Raw genomic sequence first — 20,311 nt, 5'->3', positions numbered from 1 at the left:
CTACGCGCCAACCCGGCGGCGCTCAAGCGGCACCGTGAGTCCATATGCTGCCACATTAACAGGGGGTCGCCTAAACCATTGAAATTTCTTGATGCCGCTCCGATAGAACAAGACGGCGTTGACTTCAAGAATGGGGCGATCGGGCGCCTTTGACAATAGCACCGGGTCGCACCGTTCAACCCATTGAGATTCTTACTTGCGCAGCTTGGGCTTGTTCGCCGGCTCCGGCGGTGCCGCGGAAACCGCGAACGTCACCCAGGTGCTCCAGGTTGAAGCCCGGTTCTCCACCTCGATATCCTTGTAGCCTTTGATGTTGAGATATCCCTGGTAGCCATCCGACATCGGAATGATGAAGCCGACCTGAGGCCCAATCCCAATCGCGCGCCCCCGGAAGCCGCCGAGCTTGGCGCCGGGGCCACTGTCGTCGGTGAGCTGCTGGTAAAAATAGCCGGCAACGCCGATCTGGAAGTTCTTGCTCAGGAACTGTGAGGCCGCCCAGTCGACATGGAAGTCGATGCCGTTCTGATACTGCAAATACGGGTTCATCAGATTGTAGGTGACGCCTGCGACCGCCGAGAATTCGTGGCCGGTCTTGGGATCGAAATACGTGTAGCCTCCGCCGACGTCCCAAGCGACGAAGCCCAGATTGAGGTTGGCGAGGCGGTTCGGATCGTAGGTGCCGCTCGGGATGTTGCTGGTGATGTAGACCATCTCGCTGTGCACGCCCTGGTTCCACTTCAGGGAGCCCTGGTAGTAGACGTCCGACAGCGTCGTTCGGTTGTCCGTCACAGCCCCGGAGATGGCGTTACCGCGTGGCCCGGTCAGCGTGGCATCGACGCCAAGCCCGACATTGCCGGGGGCGGTGACGATCCCGAAGGATGCCTGGCCGCCGAGAACCGGCGTCGGGGAGACATAGGTGATTCCCAGCGCCAGGGCATCGCCATGCGCGTTCAAGCCCGCGACGACCGAGCCGCGCGCGCCGTTGCTGGTGACGAAGTTCTGCGAGGCACCGGCATTGGCTTGCAGATGCAGATAGATCGACGCGTAGGCCCAGCCCGGCACGGTCGGCGTCGCGGCGAGGCTGCCGAATATCCCGGGAAGCCAGAACCCGACGCCGCCCGCATCGGCAAAAGCGGGGGAGGGAATGGCGGCGACGGCCCAGCCGAGGGTCGCCATCAGCGCGCAACGTGCCCTTTTGCTCATGATGCTCTCCCCTGCTTAGAACGGATTGACGTAGTCGATGATCGAGATCTGCCGCAGCAGAACGCGGCGGAGCACGTGGCTGACCTTGACGTGGTCGGTGAAGATGGCCGCGGTTCCCGTGGCACCCGCAGGGAGCGCCTTCGCGAGTTCGGCGTCGTCGAGCGCCACCCGCACGACGAACGGGACGGTTTCGATGCCCTTGGGCGCGACCGCGGCGCCCGAGACCAGGGTCTGTCCCGTGGCGACGGCCTGCAACACGCTCTCGACTTTTCCTGAGAGCACGCGCCCCGGAACGTATTTGAACGCGATCTCCACTGCGTCGCCCGGTGCGACGTAGCGGGCATTGATCTGGTCGATCTCGACCGCGACCTGGGTGGCGGACGTATCGATGAAGGCCATCACGGGCGCGGCTGAAAGATTTCCGACGCGGGCGCCCTTGCGCAGCGCAACGTTGGTGACGTAGCCGTCGGCCGGCGCGCGCACCACGGTCTTGTCGAGATTCCACTGGGCGGATTGAAGCTGGGCCTTGAGCTGGTCGACTTCGGATTGCCGCTGCTCGACGTCGAAGCCGCGGCCCGCGTCCCGTTCGTACAGCGACGTCATCTGGGTCAGGCGCGTGCTCGACAGCTTGAGCTGTGCCTCGATCGCCTTCACCTGGGCGTCGTAGGGCGTCGGGTCGATCTTGAAGAGGACATCGCCCTGCTTCAGGGACGCGTTCGGCCGAACCGGAACGTCCATGACCTCGCCGGCGACGTCCGGAACGATCGAGACGGCATTGCGGTAGACCAGGGCCTTGCCTTGCGGAGCACCCCATCCCATCGGGATGAACAGGCCGACGTTCAGAAGAAGCAGCACGACAAGCGGCGAGGCCTTCCAGAACGCGTTGAACCGGATCGCGCCAAGCCAGACCAGCGTGAACAGCAGCGCCAGATAGAGCGCCATGAGGGCGATCATCATGACCTTGGCTCCACTGTCCGCTTCGCCGGGACGTCGACATAGGCCCAGATCATCGCGACCGGCCACAGCACGAAACCGAAGATCAGTGTGATCCAGCCGGCGACCGCCACCGCTTCGGCCCATGGATGGCCGCGGCGACGCGCGACATGCCCAGGAGTGGATCCCATTAGCCAGAAGACGAGCACGATCACGGCAAGCACGATGATCAGCACGACCCAGGCGAAGAGATCGAGACCGCTCATTGCGCCGCGATCCTCTCGATGTCCGGCAACCGCCATGTCTTGTCGAAGAGGGCCTTCTGCGGACCGTAGAAACGGAAGATGATCTCCCATCCTCCACCGGCCTTGGTCGGAACCCAGTTGGACTCCTTGCCGTCTGGAGCCTTCGGGCCGAAGAAGATGTCGGCCGAGCCGTCGGGATTGGTCTGCAGACCTGGCGTATTCGACCCCCGGCTCGACCACTTCGTGTCCTTGACGAGTCCATGCGTCTCGCGATCGTAGACCGTGCCCGACCAGTAGAGAGAGACCGGGGCGTTGGCCGGCACCGTCAGCCGATAGGTGCTTCCCCCGTCGAGCGCCTTGCCCTCCTTGTCCCGGATCGTGACGAGATAGAATTGGCCGGTGCCGAGGTGCTTCACGCTGGAGAATGCGAACGAGTAGAACGCGCCGCGGTCGTCGACCGGGTAGACGTTTGGCTTGGTGAAGAGATTCGCCAGCCCTTCGGTGACGTCGTGCGCGACCGGCAGCGCCCATTGGCCGCCTTCATAGAAGGGCGGCTTGAAGAGGCCTTCGTACCTGAGATCGAGCCACAAGCGGGCGTCTCGGGCCGCCTCCTCGAGCATCTTTTGCGCTTGAAGATTAGGATCGAACGGTTTGCCCTTCTCGATGCCGATTGCCTTGACCTGATCGATCATCGCCTTGTCGCGTTCGAGCCAGGTTTCCCGCTGGATGAAGCGATCGAGCGACTGGAAAAAGCGGATGTCGTAGGGGATCGTGCTGTCATACGTGGCGTCGACGACGTCGATGAAGGTCGTTGATGGCGGCGCCGCCGCCTGGGATAACGGGTAGAGTTTGATCTGCTTGGCGTAGGCGACCGCTTTGGCGACGTCGACGTCGCTGCCGCTGCCGACGTTCGAGCGCAGCAGCGCGTAGCCCATGTTGGTGTCGGACGCGAGGGGAATGTAGCCGTCAGGAGTTCTCTCGGCGTAGCCCGGCGGAAGGATGAGATACTTTCCGCCCTTGCCCTTGTCTGCGCCCGCCGGTCCCACGTCGTCGAGGGCGGCTTGCCAGGCATCCATGATCGTGCCGGTGATCTCGCCTCCGCGCGCCGGCGGGATTTCGAGCACCATCGGGCCGTTGCTCTTCGTGTCGATGAACGGCATCAGGTAGATCGTGCTGGGATTGGGCGTGAGCGTCTGGTTCTTCCAATCCGGAATTCGCGACCAGAACACGATCTGATTTTCCCTGGCTCCGGCCTTCAGCGCCGCCTGCAACATCAGGTCGAAGTTGACGGCCGGCATGCCCCAGATGACGGCCTCGACGGCGCGGCTGCGCACGCGGCTGTCATCTGTAGCCTGCGCGAAGGCGGCGCCCGAAATGCAAACCAGTGCGAACGCGGCGAGCAGTCCTTTTTTCACCGGAGCCTCCCTCATTCAGCGCTAATGCGCCGGCTCTAAATTCTTCTGCATCTTCTCGACCAACTGATCGATGCTGAAGCTCGAGGGCCGCTGGCTCGGCGGGTAATCCTTGAAGGTCGCGAGAAATGGCCCGACGATCGATTGCGAGGCCAGGAACGGCGCCGGGTTCGACATGAACCAGTCGTAGTAGGAATTCGAAGTGATATCGGCCCGTTCGAACGGGTCGGACCGTAAGTCAAACATTTTGGGAACCCGGAGTTTGGTGAACGGCTCGGCCCAGATTCGCATGGTGCCAGTCGCGCGCTGCTCGTCGAACACGATCTTCCAGTTTTCGTAACGCATGGCGACGAGATCGCCGTCGTCATCGAAGTAGACGAACTCCTTGCGCGCGCCGTTCGGTTGCTGACCCGTGAGGTATGGCAGTTGATTGTAGCCATCGAGGTGGACCTTGAAGGTCTTGCCCGCTACGTCATAGCCGTTGAGCAGCTTGCTTTTGATGTCTGGCTCGCCCGCCGCGGCAAGCAGCGTGGGCATCCAGTCGAGGCCGCTGACGATGTCGTTCGACACGGAGCCCGGCTGAATGTGGCCCGGCCAGCGGATCATGCAGGGCACGCGGAACGCGCCCTCCCAATTGGTGTTTTTCTCGCTGCGGAACGGCGTCGTTCCGGCATCCGGCCAGGAATTCTGATGCGGGCCGTTGTCCGTCGTGTAGAGCACGATGGTGTCGTTCGCGATGCCGAGATCGTCGAGTGCTTTGAGGATATTCCCGACGACCGCATCGTGCTCGATCATGCCGTCGGCGTATTCGGTCCTCGAGGTCAGGCCGGGCTGGTCACGATGCGAGTCCCGCACATGTGTGCGGAAGTGCATGCGGGTCGAGTTGAACCAGCAGAAGAAGGGCGTGTTCGCCCGTGTCTGCCGTTGCATGAAGTCGATCGCGGCCGCCGAGGTTTCGTCGTCGACCGTTTCCATGCGCTTCCTGGTGAGAGGCCCGGTATCCTCGATCGTCTGCTTGCCGACCCGTCCCCAGCGCGGCTGCTCGGTCTGATCGTCCCGGTCCGAGGCCTTGCAGCGCAGGACGCCCCGTGGGCCGAGCGTTGCAAGAAACCGCGGATCGCGCGGGTAAGTGCGGGATTCCGGATCCTCTTCGGCATTCAGATGGTAGAGGTTGCCGAAGAACTCGTCGAAGCCGTGCACAGTCGGAAGGTACTCGTTGCGGTCTCCGAGGTGGTTCTTGCCGAATTGGCCCGTGGCATAGCCGAGCGGCTTCAGCACTTCGGCGATGGTGACGTCGCGTGCCTGCAGTCCGACCGTCGCGCCCGGCATGCCGACTTTCGATAGCCCGGTGCGAAGAGTGCATTGTCCCGTGATGAAGCTCGACCGTCCGGCCGTGCAACTCTGCTCGGCATAGTAGTCGGTGAACATCATGCCTTCGCGGGCGATCCGGTCGATGTTGGGCGTCCGGTAGCCCATCAGCCCGAAAGAATAGGCGCTGACGTTGCTCTGGCCGATGTCGTCGCCGAATATGACGAGGATGTTCGGCCTGCGGCCGGATGGACCTGCGGTCGCAGCGGGAGAACCTGGTGCGGCCTTCTGCGCCTGCGCGAACGCGTCGGTTGCAATCGACGCTGCGACGAGCGCCGTTCCGCTCAGAAGGATGCTGCGGCGATTGGGATTTGACTGCTTCTTTTCGCTCATCGTTCACTCCCCTTTCTAACGACGCATCGGAAACCGACGTGACTGGTTGAGGTATCGATAGGCTCCGCATGGCGCGCCGCAGGCCTGTAGCGACGGCAGTAATTGGGCGCGCAAAGATGCGAGCCTCCCTTCAAGACTTTCCTTGGGATCTTGATGTGAGGCTGGCAGGAATCGAAGCTGGCGCTCTCGGGACCTCCGCGCGGATTTTGCGGGGTGCAACAAGCCTTGTGCGCATCGGCATCATGCCGGGCCGACCACCAATCGGCAGTCCATTCCCAAACGTTGCCTATCATGTCGTGGACGCCGTATCCGTTGGGCGGGAAAGCCGTCACCGGCGAGGTGCGTTCGAAGCCGTCCTCGCAGCGGTTTTCCAGCGGGAAGATCCCCTGCCAGGTGTTGGCCATGTGCCGGCCGCCCGGATTGAATGCGTTGCCCCAGGCGAAATCTTCGCCGTCGAGTCCGCCGCGCGCGGCGAATTCCCACTCGGCTTCAGTCGGCAAATCCTTGCCGGCCCAATTCGCGTAGGCCAGCGCGTCGCTGTAGGACACATGGACGACCGGATGGTCGTCCAGATCCTTGATATTGCTCTTGGGACCGTAAGGGCGACGCCAGGTCGCGCCCTTCATGAAAGTCCACCACTGGCTCCAGTCGTTGAGATCGGTCACCAGCGATGGGGGCGAGAACACAAGCGAGCCCGCATAAATCATCTCCGGCCGGGCGCCGGGATAGTCCTTCGGATCCGGAACGATCTGCGCCGTGGTGACGTGGCCGGTCGCGTTGACGAACGCCTTGAACTGCCGGTTGGTTACCGGGGTGCGATCGATCCAGAAGCCGTCCACGACGGCCCTGTGGCTCGGAGCCTCTTCGGGATAGTGATGGTCGGACCCCATTCGGAACATGCCGCCGGGAATCCAGATCATGTCGTCGGTCGATGCCTCACCTTGACGATCATGATCGCTCTCTGCCTGCAACATGATGGCGCCCATCCGCTGCGGCTACTGGCAATAATCCCAGAAGCCCTGCGTGCGGGAGGGATCCGTGTAGTACCAGCACATGCCGGGCGCCGGCGCAGCACCGGCCCACGCCGCTGCGGTCGCAGCGGTAACGACGCCGATCGCGGCTCCTGCCGCAATCGCGCCACCGGCGGGCCACCGATACCAGCCGGGGCGCGCCCAACGGACACCGCCGCCATTATAGCCCGGCCGAACGACCGTCGTTCGTCGCACCGCCACGTTGCCGCGTGGCCCGACTACCGCCGTGCGGCCGCGGTATGCCGCTCCTCGGGGTCCGACGACGGCGCCGCCTCGGTGTACCACCGCACCGCCTCGCGGCCCGACGACTGCACGCCCTCCCCGTGCGGCGGCTCGTACCTCGATGGCAGCGGAACTTGTATCTGGCGCCTGGATGACCGTTGGCGGAGGCAGGGGAGCCGCCGCGACCTTATCCAGCGATGAAACGGTCAGTGAGATTGTGAAGAGTGAGATCGAGACTGAACGACGGACAGTGCCGCAAACAATGTCACGCATGCTTCCAATTCCCTCCGGGGTCGCCCCGGGCCGAAATAAGAATTCTGGTAAGCATAGTTACGCAAACTACGTGGGCGTAGCTTAAACTCGGACGCGATCGCGGCGTTATGCGAATCGTGCCAAATCGTCAGGGGAAGAGGACGTTTTTAGATCGGGCCGCTTCTTGCGAGCGTTGCGGTGAAGCGTCTCGCGAGGGTATTCGCCGAAGAGCGCCCGATACTGCTGCGCAAAGCGACCGAATTCGAGGAAGCCGAGCTCGGTCGCGACATCGAGGACGCCGGTCTCATCGGGACTTGCCTGTCGCAGGCGGAGATGGACCATGGACAGCCGCTTCGCCCTCAGAAATTCGATCGGTCCGATCCCGAGGGCCTCGTCGAAGGCGCGATACAGGGTTCGTCGCTTGAGCTTGAGCTTCTCGCAGATCTCGGAGACGTGGACGGCCCGATTACCGTATTTATGGAGGTATCTTTCGACGTCGTGGACGATCCTCGTCGACGACGCGACGGGCCGCTCCCTGCCGGCCCCCGGCTCCATCGCGACGGGACCGATGAAGGCGTCGAGGACCGAGCGCTTCCAATACTCCGCGGCCGCCCCTTGAGGGATGCCGCCATGTTGCAGCCGGCCCGCAAGCAGCGCCAATAACGCGCCGAGCGCGCCAGTACGGCGATCCGTGAAGCGAAAGTGTCGGCGTTTGGTCCAGAACTCCGGATCCGAGACATGCTCCTCGGCCACGAACAAGTCCAAAATCTCCGCGGGGTCGCACATCACGCCTGCGAACCGTGCAGCGCCTTCGTAGAGCCTATCATGCTCGGCTCCGGGTGGATGCATGAGGACGTCCCCCGGGACGACGGTGTCGCCCAGGCTACGGGATCCTCCAACGCAGGCCAGGAGGGTCCCGACGACGATCTTGTCCGGGCTGAATACGCCGGTGGCGCGTACGCTGAGGGAGAACTGCCCGCGACTGAAAGCGACGTCCTCGATCCGTCCATGCAGGAGCTCGCCAGAAAGCCTTCCCCGCCCGAGTTGAACGATTTCGATCTGGGAGTTGCCGATCGGGTTCTTCAGAGTTTCGATGCTGTTGAAGCGCTCGGAGCGCAACCGAACGTCGTCTTGCGTAGTCCAGGCCCGTCCCACCTCGCCTCTCCCTACCGATAGGTCGCGTCGTGTCGTGGCGAACCCGCGCACGGCGAGTTCGCTCGTCCTGAAGTCTCGAATTCTCCGTTCTGGAGGTGGGGGCAGCAGCCAAAGCCTGGCCCCTCGCCGAAGCGCTACGGTGCGGCGTCTGCCGGCGGCATGAGCATCTCCCTCGCAGGGGATTCCCCTGCGACACGTATTCGTTGTTCTCGCTGGCGGGGTAGACCTTAGGGGGATTAACCTGTGTTGGCAATAAGCCCGTTGGTCGCAGCATCGGCGGGGTTTGTGCGCAAAAGATGCGTTGACGGAACTGGTTTCGTCGGGCGCGGCGTCATCAAACCCGCTCGTCACCGTCTCTTCAGACGTCGGGTGTCCGCGTCCCGGGCAAATCCAAGTTCGGCAACGAATGCCGAAAAGCGAGTGTAGGAGACCTTCATCTTCTGGCGGCTCATGAACTCCGCGTATATTCTAACCACGCGCTGCCCGCCGGTTGCAAATGTGCCTTCGCACCAACCGACTCGTTCTTAAACCGCGATCGACCCGTTCTTTGGGTGGCGGCATAGTCCAAAAACAAAGAGCCGCATCTCTGCGGCTCGGATTCTATTCGTCGCGATAGACCTTCTCGCGTTTCTCGTGGCGCTCCTGCGCTTCCACCGAGAGCGTCGCGATGGGCCGGGCCTCGAGCCGTTTCAACGAGATTGGCTCGCCGGTATCCTCGCAATAGCCGTAGGTGTTGTCCTCGATGCGCTGGAGCGCGGCGTCGATCTTGGCGATCAACTTGCGCTGGCGGTCGCGGGCGCGGAGTTCGATGGCACGGTCGGTTTCGGACGATGCCCGATCAGCGAGATCGGGGTGGTTCACGTTCTCCTCCTGCAGGGCTTGCAGGGTGAGCTTGGACTCTTTGAGGATCTCATCCTTCCAGGCGAGGAGCTTCAAACGGAAGTACTCCTTCTGCCGGTCGTTCATGAAAGGCTCTTTTTCGGTCGGTCGGTAGTTTTTCAACTTTTCCAAGGGCGGCCTATCTTTTTAAGCAACGACTCGCGAACGGAACGGGGTCCGTTGAGCCGGGGCTTATATAGCTACCCCTTGTGACAGACAATATTTCCTTAATGGCGCAGTTACCGCCCCCAAGCCCTTGCACAGGAAGGTTTATCCGGGAGAAGCCCGGGGGCGGCCAAAAGCCTAGTAGCCGACCGTAAAACGCTGCCTCTGATGGGCGGGTTTCTCGATCTCATCGGCGAGCGCGATGGCGTAGTCGGCGAAGCTGATCCAGCTCTTGCCGTTCGCATCTGCGAGAAGCCGGTCGGTGCCGAGTCGGAACTTGCCCGTCCGCGCCTCCTCGACGAACAGCGCCGATGGCGAGATGAAGGTCCAGTTCAGCTCCTTTTCCTGACGCAGCAGGTCGAGGAACGCGGATCCCGCCTCCGCCTCGGCCTTGTATTGGGCGGGAAACCCGGGGGTTGTGACCAATTTTACGCCGGGAGCGACCTCAAGGCTGCCGGCGCCACCGACAACCAGATAACGCCCGACGCCGGACGTCTTGGCTGCGCCGATCAGCTTGTGCGGGTCGCTCGCCAGGAAGTGCACGGAACTCACCGCAACGTCGTGCCCGGCCCAGAGCTTCGTCAGAGCGGCCCGGTCGAGCACGTCGCCCTTGGTCGGCGTGACGTTCGGCAGCGCCGCAATCTTTTCCGGGTTCCGGGCAATGGCGGTGACCGCGTGACCGCGACGGGACAGTTCCTTGGTGATCTCCGACCCGGCCCGGCCCGAGGCGCCGGCGACTGCGATTTTCATGGAAGGCTCCTTTGCTGCTATAGTAACTAACAGTAACTAGATATCGCAAAGAATGCTGGTGTTAAGAGCGCACTTTGTGCTTACCTGATTACGCACGAGTAACCAGCAACAACGGATGCCGAGCCAGGCAAGCGCGAGAGCCCGAGATGAAACCCAATGTCTATGCCTCCGAATGTCCGACGCGCCAAATCCTCGATCGGGTCGGCGACAAATGGGCCGTGCTGATCCTGCTGTTGCTGCGCGAGGAGCCGATGCGCTTCAATCAGTTACGTCGTACGATTGAAGGGATCTCGCAGAAGATGCTGAGCCAGGTTCTCAAGTCGCTCGAACGCGACGGCCTGCTCAAGCGGCGCGCTATCGCGACCGTGCCGGTGACTGTTGAATATTCGATCACGCAGCTCGGCGTGACGCTCGCCACCGCGGTCGATCCGCTGCGCGATTGGGCCGAAGAGAATCTGAAAGACGTGCTCGCCGCCCAGCGCCGCTACGACACGCAGCAAAAGGAGGAAGCGGCGTCGAGCCGTTCCCCGAACGCTCAGCTAGTTGAATAATGATCAGCCCTGCCCGGCCTTCGCCAGCTCGACCTCGACGCGCAGCTCGATCTCGGACAGGACGGAATCCAGGCCAGGATCGCCAGAGGACGACTTCAGGTTTGCCGCCGCATCACGCAGCCGCATCACGGTCGACTTATCGAGATTGCCCGACAACAGTCCCATCTTGAGATTGTCGAGCACGTCGAGCGCGGTCTTGCCGCGGGCAACCGAACGCTTCCGGCGTTCGACCGGATCTTCCTCGATACCTTGGAGTGCAAGCAGCCCGTCGATGTTGGCGGTGGCCTTCGGCGCAGCCGCGCTGCGCGTCTCCTGCGCCGACGAGGTATCCGGCAGCACGAAGGTGCCGGAGCTCGTCCGCCTGGCCTGGCTGGCCGGCGTCCCTAGCGTGGTGCCATTCGGTCCGTAGATGCGCATCGAAGCAATCCGGGTGATCGATGCGCCACATTCGCCGCATTATGGTTAACGACGCGTAAACGGCCCGGCAAAATCTGCCGGCACACGGCAGTTTCGCTCCTCAGCGACAACGGGCGCTGACATCGGAGGAAACAAATTTACTCAACCTATTCAATCGCCTAACCCCTCCGCTCTGCGTTGGCACAGCACTCGCAAGGACAGCGTCGGACCAGCTCGACATGGGAGTGTCGCAGACGGTCCGAGATGTGAGGAGGCTTCTCGGGAGCCTTGGGGAGCAGAGGATGCCAGGCGTTCGTTGGGTGAGGATTTTTGGGGTGGCCTGTGCCGCGCTGTCGGCGCTGGCGCTTTCGGTCGCGTCCGCGAACGCGACCTCACGCATCAAGGATCTCGCCAATATCGAAGGCGTGCGGCAGAACCAGTTGATCGGCTACGGCCTCGTCGTCGGCCTCAACGGCACCGGCGATACCCTCAACAACATCCCCTTCACCAAGCAGTCGCTGCAAGCGATGCTGGAACGCATGGGCGTCAACATCCGCGGCGCCACGATCCGTACCGGCAACGTCGCCGCCGTGATGGTGACCGGCAACCTGCCGGCCTTCGCCACGCAAGGCACGCGCATGGACGTCACCGTCTCCGCCCTTGGCGATGCCAAGGATCTGCGCGGCGGTACCCTGCTCGTCACCCCCCTGCTCGGCGCCGACGGCAACGTCTACGCGGTCGCGCAGGGCTCGCTCGCGATCTCCGGCTTCCAGGCCGAAGGCGAAGCGGCCAAGATCGTGCGCGGCGTGCCGACCGTGGGCCGCATCGCCAACGGCGCCATCATCGAACGCGAGATCGAGTTTGCGCTCAATCGTCTGCCGAACGTACGGCTCGCGCTGCGCAACGCCGACTTCACCACCGCCAAACGCATTGCGGCCGCGATCAACGACTATCTCGGCGTCAAGAGCGCCGAGCCGATCGATCCCTCGACTGTGCAGCTGACGATCCCGCCGGAGTTCAAGGGCAATGTGGTCGCCTTCCTGACCGAGATCGAGCAGCTTCAGGTCGATCCGGACCTCGCCGCCAAGATCGTCATCGACGAGCGCTCCGGCATCATCGTGATGGGCCGCGACGTTCGCGTCGCCACCGTCGCGGTCGCGCAAGGCAATCTCACGGTCACGATCTCCGAGAGTCCGCAAGTGAGCCAGCCCAACCCGCTGTCGCGGGGCCGGACCGTGGTCACGCCACGCTCCAGCGTCGGCGTCACCGAGGACGGCAAGAAGTTCGCCGTCGTCAAGGACGGCGTCTCGCTGCAACAGCTCGTCGACGGACTCAACGGCCTCGGCATCGGCCCGCGCGACCTCATCAGCATCCTGCAGGCGATCAAGGCCGCCGGCGCAATTGAAGCCGACATCGAGGTGATGTGATGCAGACCGGCATGATCAACTCTGCGCATCTCGCCACCGCCACCCTATCCCCGAACCCAGCCTTCTCGGTGGAAAGCCGTAACGGCCGGCCCGACTTCGAGCTTGCCGCAGCGCTTCAGAAGGTCTCGCCGCAGCAGCAGGCCAAGGCGCAGAAGACCGCCACCGATTTCGAAGGCATGTTCCTCAACAGCATGTTCGCGCAGATGACCTCGGGCCTGAAGGGCGAAGGTCCGTTCGGCGACACGCCGGGTACCGGCGTGTGGCGCTCGATGCTGACCGAGCAATATTCCAAGAACTTCGCCAGCGCCGGTGGCGTCGGCGTCGCCCGCGACGTCTACCGTACCCTGATCATGCAGCAGGCCAAAACCACTCTTCGTACGGCATAAGGTCAAACGAGATGAACCACTTCAACGCGTCACGTCAGCCGATGCCCGCGCAGCGCCCGAGCAACACGCCAGGCAGCGCCGAGGCGCGCAAGCTCGCCGAAGATCTGATGGATGCGATGAACGCCCTGCTCGGCCTGATCGAGCGCGAGACCGAACTGGTCCGCGCCGGCAAGGTCCGCGAGGCCATGATGATGGAAGGCAAGAAGCAGGAGCTGTCGCGGCGCTATGTCGTCGCCGTCGGCCAGCTGAAGGCGAACCAGGACAAGCTTGCAAAATCGGCGCCCGAGCTGCTGTCGACCCTGCACCGGCATCACGACGCCTTCCGCGCCATGCTCCAGGTCAACCTCACCGTGCTCGCGACCGCGCATGCGGTCTCGGAAAGCGTCGTGCGCGGCGTCAACACCGAGATCCAGAAGCGCAACGTGCCGAACACCTATACCGCGGCGGGCCGCCGTGCCACGCCAGGCCCGCGTCACATCACGCCGCTCGCGGTTAGCCGCACGCTCTAGGCACACACCAAAACCACTTCAAATTTTACGAAAAACCGCGCGGCAAAAGCGTCGCGCGGTTAGGCACGTTTCCTTACCGGGTATTCAATCCTGTTGTTCCATGGTTGCGTATTGAGAGGGGTTGGGATTTGACTCACGCGAGGCAACCAGGAGGCTGCCATGAGTACAGATTTCAGCATCAGGCCGGTGGGGATCCCGGCCCCCGTACAGATCGTCGCGACGTCGAATTCGGCGGCGAACGATGCCGTGCAAACCGATTTGCCGGTGCGCCAGACGGTCGCCGCAAGCGATACGAGCGCGCCTGCGAGCAATGATCTGCAGAGCAACGCGAACATCTCGCGCCAGGTCGTGTTCGACCAGGCGGCTGCATCCATGGTTTTCCAGGTCGTCAACGAAAAGACCGACGCAGTGGTCAATCAATTTCCCGACGAGGCGATCCTGCGCCGGCGAGCCTATTTCCACGCACTGGATTTGAAGTCGGAGCCCTCGCGTCCGCTCAACACGGACCTCAGCGCTTAGCGCCTGTCGATCAGCTGTCGAGCGTGGCCTGGGCGGTGTCGAGATAGCTCGAGCCTGTTGCAGGATCGGTGACGACGTTCTTGATCTGCGCCACGCCTGATTTCGTCAGCGTGAACTTCGTATTGCCGAAGCGGAACGAGGAATCCTTGATCAGCACCTGCTGGTATTGCGAGGTCCCGCCGCTCTGGTAGTGGATCTGCGCGCGGAACCCGTCGACCTGCGAGATATTGAGCGAGAATGTCTTGCCGTCAGAGTAGGTGCCGCTCCAGTTGCCCTGATAGAGCTGCGAATCGACCGGAACGTATTTGGACGAGCCCGAGGTGCTCGAAAGCGAGCTCGACTTATAGGCGGTCGACAGGATGCTCATGATGTCCGACATCATGGCTCTCCGTCACGGCCGGCCGGACAGACCGGCAGCGATGTTGCGGTTGATCTCGATCAGCGGACGGAAGTGATCGAACTGCGGGCTCATCTGCAGCGCCGCGGTCTGGCTCAACACGAACACGCTGATGTTGGCGATCTTCTGCCTGACGTCGAGCGGCTGCGGGTTGTTGTCGCGCATCGCCTCGCTGAGGAAAATGGTCCAGAGCTTGCGATTGAACAGCAGCGCCTGCGTAGTCTGCTCGCTGAACGGATCGGCGGCATTGACCGCGTCCTGGAGCTTGTTGGCGGCCTTCAACAGAGTCTGCGCCTCGATGTCGCGAGGAGATGCAGTGGTCGTTGCAACACGCGCGTAGGCCGAGGCAGCGGAATTCGACATCAATCACACCTTGGAAGCTTCCTAGCCCGTTGAACGGACTTAAGGATTTCTTTCCCAACCCTATGCAGTAGCGCTTAAGATTTGCTTACATGTGCGCCTGGAAGGACTCCGGATTATTACGGGTCGCGGCGTCCTTGTGAGCGCGAGGATAAATGCGCGAGACGCAAGCTGTAAACTTGCACTGCATCATGCGCATCGATCGCGGCTAATCTTGTCTTAGCGAACTCCCTCAAAAGAGCGGCGGAGCATTAGCCCCGCCGCGCCGTCTCAAGCTTCGTTCTTGCGTTCGCGGATTAGCGGAGCAGCTGCAGCACGCTCTGCTGCGACTGGTTGGCCAGCGACAGCGCGGAGACCGCGATCGACTGGCGGGTCGACAGCGCCTGGCTGTTGGCCGCTTCCTCATTGGTGTCGGCGAGCGTCAGGTTGGACGAGCCGGTCTGCAGCACGTTGATCAGGTTCTTCGAGAAGTCCTGGCGCACCTGCACGATCGACAGGTTCGAACCGAGCGACGACCCTTCCGAGCGCAGCGTGCTCGAGGCCGCGTTCAGGCTCTGCAGCACCTTGTTGGTCGCGCCGTTGTCGATGAAGTCGGTGCCGGGCACGAGATTGCTAAGGCCGAGACCCGCCGCGTTGAACACCACGCCGTTGATGCCGAGCGTGGAGCTGCCGGTCTCGTTGAACACCAGCTTCAGCGTGTCGCCATTCAAGAGGTTGACGCCGTTGAAGGATGAGTCCTGCGAGGTCGTGTCGATCTGCGCCAGGATGTTGTTGAACTGACTGACCAGGCTCGAACGCGCGGTCTGCGCCACGGGATCCTGCACCGGCGGCTGCGCAGTGGTGAAGGCGAGCACGCCGGTGAGCGTGCCGCCGACCGTGCCGCCCGCGGTGGACGAGCCGAGGGTCGAGGATGCGTATTCGTTGACGGTGGTCACCGTCAACACGCCGTTGGCATCGATCGTCGCCGTCAGGTGGTTCGCCTGAAGCTGGACGTTGAGCTGGTCGAGCGTCTTGACCGTACCGTTGGTGCCGTCGCCGAAGGTGACGTTGACAGGCGTGCCACCGTTGAAGGAGGTGAAGGTCAGGGTCTTGCCGCTGACGCCACCGACACCGGACTTGCGGTCCGCGCTGAACGCGGTCGCCGTTCCGGTGTTGCCGCTGAGACCGAAGGCGCTGAGCGCGTTGCCGGTGCCGGTGATCGAGAGGTCGGCGTTGATGCCGGTCGAGATCGAGAGCTGGCCGCTGGAGTTCACCGACGACGGGATCTGCCCCGACGTGGTGCTGATCGTCGCTGCGCCGTTGAAGAGGCTGGCGGTCTTCACGCCGGTCGCAAGGTCGATCGAGTTGAGCAGGTCGGTCAGGTTCGCGCTCTGCAGATAGACCGTCGAGTTGCCGTTGCCGTCGGTGACGACGTTGCCGTTGACCCCGTAGCCGGTGGGCACGCTCGCTGCCGATTGCGGCGTCTGCGCGTTCTTGAAGGTGATGGTGTGGCCGTCGACGTTCAGCGTCGAGCCGTCCTGGACCAGCGTGCCGAGCGAGCCCGCGGTCGTCGACCGGCTTGCGCTCACGCTGGCATTGCCCGCGCCGGTCGCGGCCGTCAGGCCGAGGGCGTGGAGGAAGTCGGCGTTGCCCGTCACGCTCAGGTCAGCGCCGGTTGAGCTCTTCAGCGTGACCACGCCGGCGGTGATGGAGGACGGCGTCTGCAGCGTACCGACAGTCGCGCCGCTGGTCGCGATCGTGGCCGCGCCGGCGCTGATCGTAGCCGTCTTGACGCCGCTGGCAAGGTCGATCGCGCTGAGGACGTCGTTGACGGTTGCCTTGGGTGCGGCCGCGGTTCCCTCATAGACGATCGAGTTGCCGTTGCCGTCGGTGGCGATGCTTCCGCTGGCATTGAGGCCCCAGCCGGTCGGCTGCGTCGCTGGCGCGGGACCGGTGCGGAACGTGACGGTCTTGCCGTTCACGGTGATGGTGTCGCCGTCTGTGGGGGGCGTGCTGAACGTGGTGGACGTGGTGGTGCCGAGCAGCGTGTCGGTACCGATGAGCGCGGTGCTGTTGTCGGCGGCATTCACCGCAGTACCGGTCGTCAACGTGCCGGCGGTCGATCCCAGCGAGGCGCCGAGCGCGGCGGCCGCCGTCACCGGCGTGACGCCGCCGGCCGCGCCCGTATAGAGCACATTGCTGTTGGCGGTCGCGCTCGCATACGAGGTCGTGCCGCGCAGGTCCGCCGGCGTCGCGCCCGGGATCGTGGTCGAGACGTTGGACTTGGTGGAGTAGCCGACCGTGGTCTGGAGCGCCTGGTTGGCGATCGATTTCGCGGAGTCGATCAGCTTCTGCAGCGAGGTGATGCCGGTATTCGCCGCCTGGAGCACCTGCACACCGTTGTTGATACCGTCCAGGAGGTTGCTGATGTCGCTCGCCCGGTTGTCCAACCCCTGCGCCGTGAAGAAGTTGGTGGGATTGTCGAGCGCCGTGTTGACCTTCTTGCCGGTCGACAGCCGTTCCTGCGTCGTGGCCAGCAAGTCGGCCGTCGACTGCAGCGACAACAGGTTCTGGCGAACTGACGCCGAGAGAACGATGTTGGACATTGGCAGGTCTTCCTCTTGAACCGGATACGAATCGGCCGCGCGGGTCTGGAAGCGGGCTTTTGTCCAGTTTTAGGACCTGTCCTTTAAAGTATGGTTAACGCCGGTTTAAGGGATAGGGTTAATGGCTGGTGTACGCCCTGCCCTAACTCGGAACGCAAAAAAGAGCAGCGGGGCAAAAGCCCCGCCGCCGGATTTTATTGAGTAATTTCAGCTTCTTATTAGCGAAGCAGCTGGAGCACGCTCTGCTGCGAGGTGTTGGCCAGCGACAGCGCGGAGACCGCGATCGACTGGCGGGTGGACAGCGCCTGGCTGTTCGCCGCTTCGACGTTGGTGTCAGCGAGCGTCAGATTCGACGAGCCGGTCTGCAGCACGTTGATCAGGTTCTTGTTGAAGTCCTGGCGGATCTGCACGACCGAGAGGTTCGAACCGAGAGCCGAGGCTTCCGAACGCAGCGTGCTCGAGGCCGAGTTCAGATTGGTCAGCACCCGGTTGGTCGCGGCGTTGTCGATGAAGTCGACACCGACAGACAGCGCGGCAAGGCCCAGACCCTTGGAGTTGTAGGTCACGCCGGTGATGTTCAGGCTTGACTTGCCGGTCTCGTCGAACACCAGCTTGAGCTGGTCGCCATTCAGCAGGTTGACACCGTTGAACGAAGAGTCGACCGAGGTCGTGTCGATCTGATTCAGGATGTTGTTGTACTGCGACACCAGATTGGCGCGGGCCGACTGCGCCACCACGTCCTGGACCGGTGTGGAGGCGGTCGTGAACGTCAGAGCGGACGTCAGCGTGCCGCCGATCGCACCACCGGCCGCGGTCGAGCCAATCGTCGAAGACGCGTAGTCGTTTGAGGCGGTGATGGTTAGCTGACCGTTGGCGTCGATCGTTGCGGCTAGGTTGTTGGCCTGAAGCTGCGAATTGAGCTGGTCGAGTGTCTTGACCGTACCGTTGGTACCGTCGCCGAAGGTGACGTTGACCGCCGTGCCGCCGTTGAAGGAGGTGAAGGTCAGGGTCTTGCCGGCGATGCCACCGACACCAGAGGTGCGCGCAGCGGTGAAGGCCGAGGCCGTGCCGGTATTGCCGGCGAGACCGAACACCGACAGCGCATTGCCGGTACCGGTGATCGACAGATCGGCATTGACTCCGGTCGAAATCTTGAGCTGGCCGGAGGTGTTGATCGACGAGGCTGTCTGGCCCGAGGCGGTCGCGAGCGTGCCGCTGCCGCTGCCGTTGAGCGTGAAGGTCTGCACGCCCGTGGCGAAGTCGATAGCCTTCAGAACGTCGGAGATCGTGCCGTTCTGCAGATAGACCGTCGAGTTGCCGTTACCGTCGGTGACGACGTTGCCCGACACACCCTGAGTGGCGCCGAGTGAAGCCGCAGAAGGCGTCGGTGCATCCTTGAAGGTGATGACATGTCCGTCGACGTTCAGCGTCGAACCCGACGAAACAAGCGACGACACGGTCGTCGAGCTCGTGGTGCGCGCAGCAGTTGCCGTGACATTGCCGGCGCCGGTCGCACTGGTGAGACCGAGGGCCTTCAGGATGTCGGCCTTGCCGGTCACGCTCAGGTCGGAACCGGTGGTACTTTGCAGCTTCAGCGCGCCGCCGCCCGTGACGGTAGAGGCGGTCTGCCCGGCGTTGAGCGTGAGGGTGCCGGCAACGTTGCTCTGCGTTCCGCTGGCAAGGTCGACTGCAGTCAGCACGTCGCCGATCGAGGCCTTCGTGGTCGAACCGAGATAAACGGTGACATTGCCGCTCGTGTCGGTGAAGACGTTGCCCGTGGTCACGCCTGCCGATGCCGCAACCTGGGTCAGGCCGGTCGGAATCGTGGTCGGAACGTCACCCGCAGCAAACGTGACGGTCTTGCCGTTGACGGTGAGCGTGTCGCCGGCCGCAACGCCGGCGTTCGCGTCGCCCGCAGCCGCGCCGTTCAGGAGCTTGGCCGCAGTCGTCGCAGCGTTGATGACGGTTCCCGTGTCGGATCCCGAAATGCCGCCCAGCGTGGCGCCAGACGTAGCGGCGGTCACACCACCCGCAGCACCGCTGTACAGCACGTTGCTGTTGGCGACTGCGCTGGCGAAGCTCGTGGTGCCGCGCAGGTCGGCCGCCGTCGCGCCGGCGATCGTGGTCGAAACGCTGGACTTCGAAGAATAGCCGACAGTGGTCTGCAGCGCCTGGTTGGCGATCGACTTTGCGCTGTCGATCAGCTTCTGCAGCGAGGTCAGGCCGGTGTTGGCAGCCTGCAGCACCTGCACGCCGTTGGCGATGCCATCGAGCAGGTTGTTGATGTCACTGGCGCGATTGTCGAGCGACTGTGCGGTGAAGAAGTTGGTGGGATTGTCCAGGGCCGAGTTGACGCTCTTACCGGTCGACAGACGGTTCTGTGTGGTGGCGAGAAGATCGGCGGTGGACTGGAGAGACAGCAGGTTCTGACGAACCGACGCAGAGAGAACAATACCGGACATGACTCTTACCCTTCTGGTTTACGCGTCTTCGTTCGATCGCTTCTGGATCGAGTGACCGGCACAGGGTGCGATGACATGGCTAACAAAGGGTGAAACGAACTTCACTCTCATAAGCGCCCGTTCACCATAAACCGTCGGGGCGCGCTAGCCGGTCTCGCAATCAATCTGAAATCGTTGGCGATTTTGCGCGCTTACTCTCCATTAACCATAACCGCTGGTTACTTTATCGATCGCTCCCCGCCTTCTCGAATGCTGTTCGCCGAACAATGGTGAACAAAAAAGCGGCGGAGCCGAAGCCCCGCCGCCGGATCTTGCTTGCGATGCGAGCTGCTATTAGCGGAGCAGCTGGAGCACGCTCTGCTGCGACTGGTTGGCCAGCGACAGCGCAGAGACCGCGATCGACTGCCGGGTCGACAGTGCCTGGCTGTTCGCCGCTTCGACGTTGGTGTCGGCCAGCGTCAGGTTGGACGAACCGGTCTGCAGCACGTTGATCAGGTTCTTGTTGAAGTCCTGACGAACCTGCACGATCGTCAGGTTCGAACCGAGCGCCGAGGCTTCCGAGCGTAGCGTGCTCGAAGCCGTGTTCAGGTTGGTCAGCACCTTGTTGGTCGCGGCGTTGTCGATGAAGTCGACACCGCTGGTCAACGCGGCGAGGCCCAGGCCCTTGGAGTTGTAGGTCACGCCAGTGATGCTCAGGCTCGACTTGCCGGTTTCGTCGAACACCAGCTTGAGCTGGTCGCCGTTCAGCAGGTTGACGCCGTTGAACGAGGA

General features: G+C 63.0%; 21 protein-coding genes. 5 read left to right on the top strand and 16 right to left on the bottom strand.

Features of this window, described 5'->3' with window-relative positions; translation table 11 throughout:
* Positions 1 to 192: 192 nt before the first annotated feature.
* The 10 genes from L6637_RS29115 to L6637_RS29070 form a co-directional block, all read right to left on the bottom strand.
* The gene (locus L6637_RS29115; protein WP_237865787.1) at positions 193 to 1,176 is read right to left on the bottom strand and encodes a SphA family protein; all 984 of its coding nucleotides are present in this window, start codon (positions 1,174 to 1,176) and stop codon (positions 193 to 195) included.
* 42 nt (positions 1,177 to 1,218) lie between these two features.
* Positions 1,219 to 2,160, bottom strand: coding sequence for an HlyD family secretion protein (locus tag L6637_RS29110; protein WP_237865558.1), 942 nt, complete (start codon positions 2,158 to 2,160; stop codon positions 1,219 to 1,221).
* On the bottom strand, positions 2,157 to 2,402 hold the full coding sequence (locus tag L6637_RS29105) for a DUF3302 domain-containing protein (protein WP_237865556.1): 246 nt from the start codon (positions 2,400 to 2,402) through the stop codon (positions 2,157 to 2,159). The genes L6637_RS29110 and L6637_RS29105 overlap by 4 nt, the downstream gene beginning before the upstream one ends.
* Positions 2,399 to 3,796: a DUF1254 domain-containing protein gene (locus tag L6637_RS29100; RefSeq protein WP_237865554.1), complete on the bottom strand. Its 1,398-nt coding sequence runs from the start codon at positions 3,794 to 3,796 to the stop codon at positions 2,399 to 2,401. The genes L6637_RS29105 and L6637_RS29100 overlap by 4 nt, the downstream gene beginning before the upstream one ends.
* A gap of 21 nt (positions 3,797 to 3,817) precedes the next feature.
* Positions 3,818 to 5,494 carry an arylsulfatase gene (locus L6637_RS29095; protein ID WP_237865552.1) on the bottom strand — a complete coding sequence of 559 codons (1,677 nt, stop codon included), beginning with the start codon at positions 5,492 to 5,494 and terminating at the stop codon, positions 3,818 to 3,820.
* Positions 5,491 to 6,468, bottom strand: a complete 978-nt coding sequence (locus L6637_RS29090) for a formylglycine-generating enzyme family protein (protein WP_237865550.1) — start codon at positions 6,466 to 6,468, stop codon at positions 5,491 to 5,493. Before L6637_RS29090 ends, L6637_RS29095 begins: the two co-directional genes overlap by 4 nt.
* Before the next feature lie 21 nt (positions 6,469 to 6,489).
* Complete coding sequence (locus L6637_RS29085) at positions 6,490 to 6,720, bottom strand: hypothetical protein (RefSeq protein ID WP_237865548.1); 231 nt, start codon at positions 6,718 to 6,720, stop codon at positions 6,490 to 6,492.
* A 405-nt stretch (positions 6,721 to 7,125) separates the two neighbouring features.
* On the bottom strand, positions 7,126 to 8,154 hold the full coding sequence (locus L6637_RS29080; RefSeq protein WP_237872666.1) for a helix-turn-helix domain-containing protein: 1,029 nt from the start codon (positions 8,152 to 8,154) through the stop codon (positions 7,126 to 7,128).
* Positions 8,155 to 8,754: 600 nt separating this feature from the next.
* A complete protein-coding gene (gene dksA, locus L6637_RS29075; RefSeq protein ID WP_008554760.1) occupies positions 8,755 to 9,120 on the bottom strand; it encodes an RNA polymerase-binding protein DksA in 366 nt (121 codons plus the stop codon).
* A 216-nt stretch (positions 9,121 to 9,336) separates the two neighbouring features.
* A complete protein-coding gene (locus L6637_RS29070) occupies positions 9,337 to 9,948 on the bottom strand; it encodes an NAD(P)-dependent oxidoreductase (protein WP_237865538.1) in 612 nt (203 codons plus the stop codon).
* A gap of 146 nt (positions 9,949 to 10,094) precedes the next feature.
* Here L6637_RS29070 and L6637_RS29065 point away from each other — a divergent pair, with 146 nt between their 5' ends.
* Positions 10,095 to 10,499: a winged helix-turn-helix transcriptional regulator gene (locus tag L6637_RS29065; RefSeq protein WP_237865536.1), complete on the top strand. Its 405-nt coding sequence runs from the start codon at positions 10,095 to 10,097 to the stop codon at positions 10,497 to 10,499.
* 3 nt (positions 10,500 to 10,502) lie between these two features.
* On the opposite strand, the gene L6637_RS29060 is transcribed toward L6637_RS29065, so the two are convergent.
* Positions 10,503 to 10,916, bottom strand: coding sequence for a flagellar assembly protein FliX (locus L6637_RS29060; protein ID WP_237865534.1), 414 nt, complete (start codon positions 10,914 to 10,916; stop codon positions 10,503 to 10,505).
* Positions 10,917 to 11,197: 281 nt separating this feature from the next.
* On the opposite strand from L6637_RS29060, the gene L6637_RS29055 reads away from it, so the two are divergent.
* From L6637_RS29055 to L6637_RS29040, 4 genes are all read left to right on the top strand, one after another.
* Complete coding sequence (locus L6637_RS29055; protein WP_237865532.1) at positions 11,198 to 12,322, top strand: flagellar basal body P-ring protein FlgI; 1,125 nt, start codon at positions 11,198 to 11,200, stop codon at positions 12,320 to 12,322.
* Positions 12,322 to 12,708, top strand: coding sequence for a flagellar assembly peptidoglycan hydrolase FlgJ (gene flgJ / locus L6637_RS29050; protein ID WP_237865525.1), 387 nt, complete (start codon positions 12,322 to 12,324; stop codon positions 12,706 to 12,708). Before L6637_RS29055 ends, flgJ begins: the two co-directional genes overlap by 1 nt.
* 11 nt (positions 12,709 to 12,719) lie before the next feature.
* The gene (locus tag L6637_RS29045; RefSeq protein ID WP_237865523.1) at positions 12,720 to 13,217 is read left to right on the top strand and encodes a hypothetical protein; all 498 of its coding nucleotides are present in this window, start codon (positions 12,720 to 12,722) and stop codon (positions 13,215 to 13,217) included.
* A 159-nt stretch (positions 13,218 to 13,376) separates the two neighbouring features.
* Positions 13,377 to 13,736, top strand: a complete 360-nt coding sequence (locus L6637_RS29040) for a hypothetical protein (RefSeq protein ID WP_237865521.1) — start codon at positions 13,377 to 13,379, stop codon at positions 13,734 to 13,736.
* Between the two features lie 10 nt (positions 13,737 to 13,746).
* Here the strand turns inward: L6637_RS29040 and L6637_RS29035 are convergent, their stop codons facing one another.
* From L6637_RS29035 to L6637_RS29015, 5 genes are all read right to left on the bottom strand, one after another.
* Positions 13,747 to 14,115, bottom strand: coding sequence for a hypothetical protein (locus tag L6637_RS29035; protein ID WP_237865519.1), 369 nt, complete (start codon positions 14,113 to 14,115; stop codon positions 13,747 to 13,749).
* Positions 14,116 to 14,127: 12 nt separating this feature from the next.
* A complete protein-coding gene (gene flaF / locus L6637_RS29030; protein WP_057747396.1) occupies positions 14,128 to 14,496 on the bottom strand; it encodes a flagellar biosynthesis regulator FlaF in 369 nt (122 codons plus the stop codon).
* A gap of 293 nt (positions 14,497 to 14,789) precedes the next feature.
* Complete coding sequence (locus L6637_RS29025) at positions 14,790 to 17,078, bottom strand: DUF1522 domain-containing protein (protein ID WP_237865517.1); 2,289 nt, start codon at positions 17,076 to 17,078, stop codon at positions 14,790 to 14,792.
* 218 nt (positions 17,079 to 17,296) lie between these two features.
* Positions 17,297 to 19,540, bottom strand: coding sequence for a DUF1522 domain-containing protein (locus L6637_RS29020; protein ID WP_237872664.1), 2,244 nt, complete (start codon positions 19,538 to 19,540; stop codon positions 17,297 to 17,299).
* Between the two features lie 333 nt (positions 19,541 to 19,873).
* A partial coding sequence (locus tag L6637_RS29015; protein WP_276575778.1) for a flagellin occupies positions 19,874 to 20,311 on the bottom strand: 438 nt, incomplete at its 5' end.

The organism is Bradyrhizobium zhengyangense (assembly GCF_022012435.1).
Lineage (GTDB): Bacteria > Pseudomonadota > Alphaproteobacteria > Rhizobiales > Xanthobacteraceae > Bradyrhizobium > Bradyrhizobium zhengyangense.
Note: the sequence above shows the minus strand (reverse complement) of the source record. Positions and strands in the feature narration are given on the sequence as shown.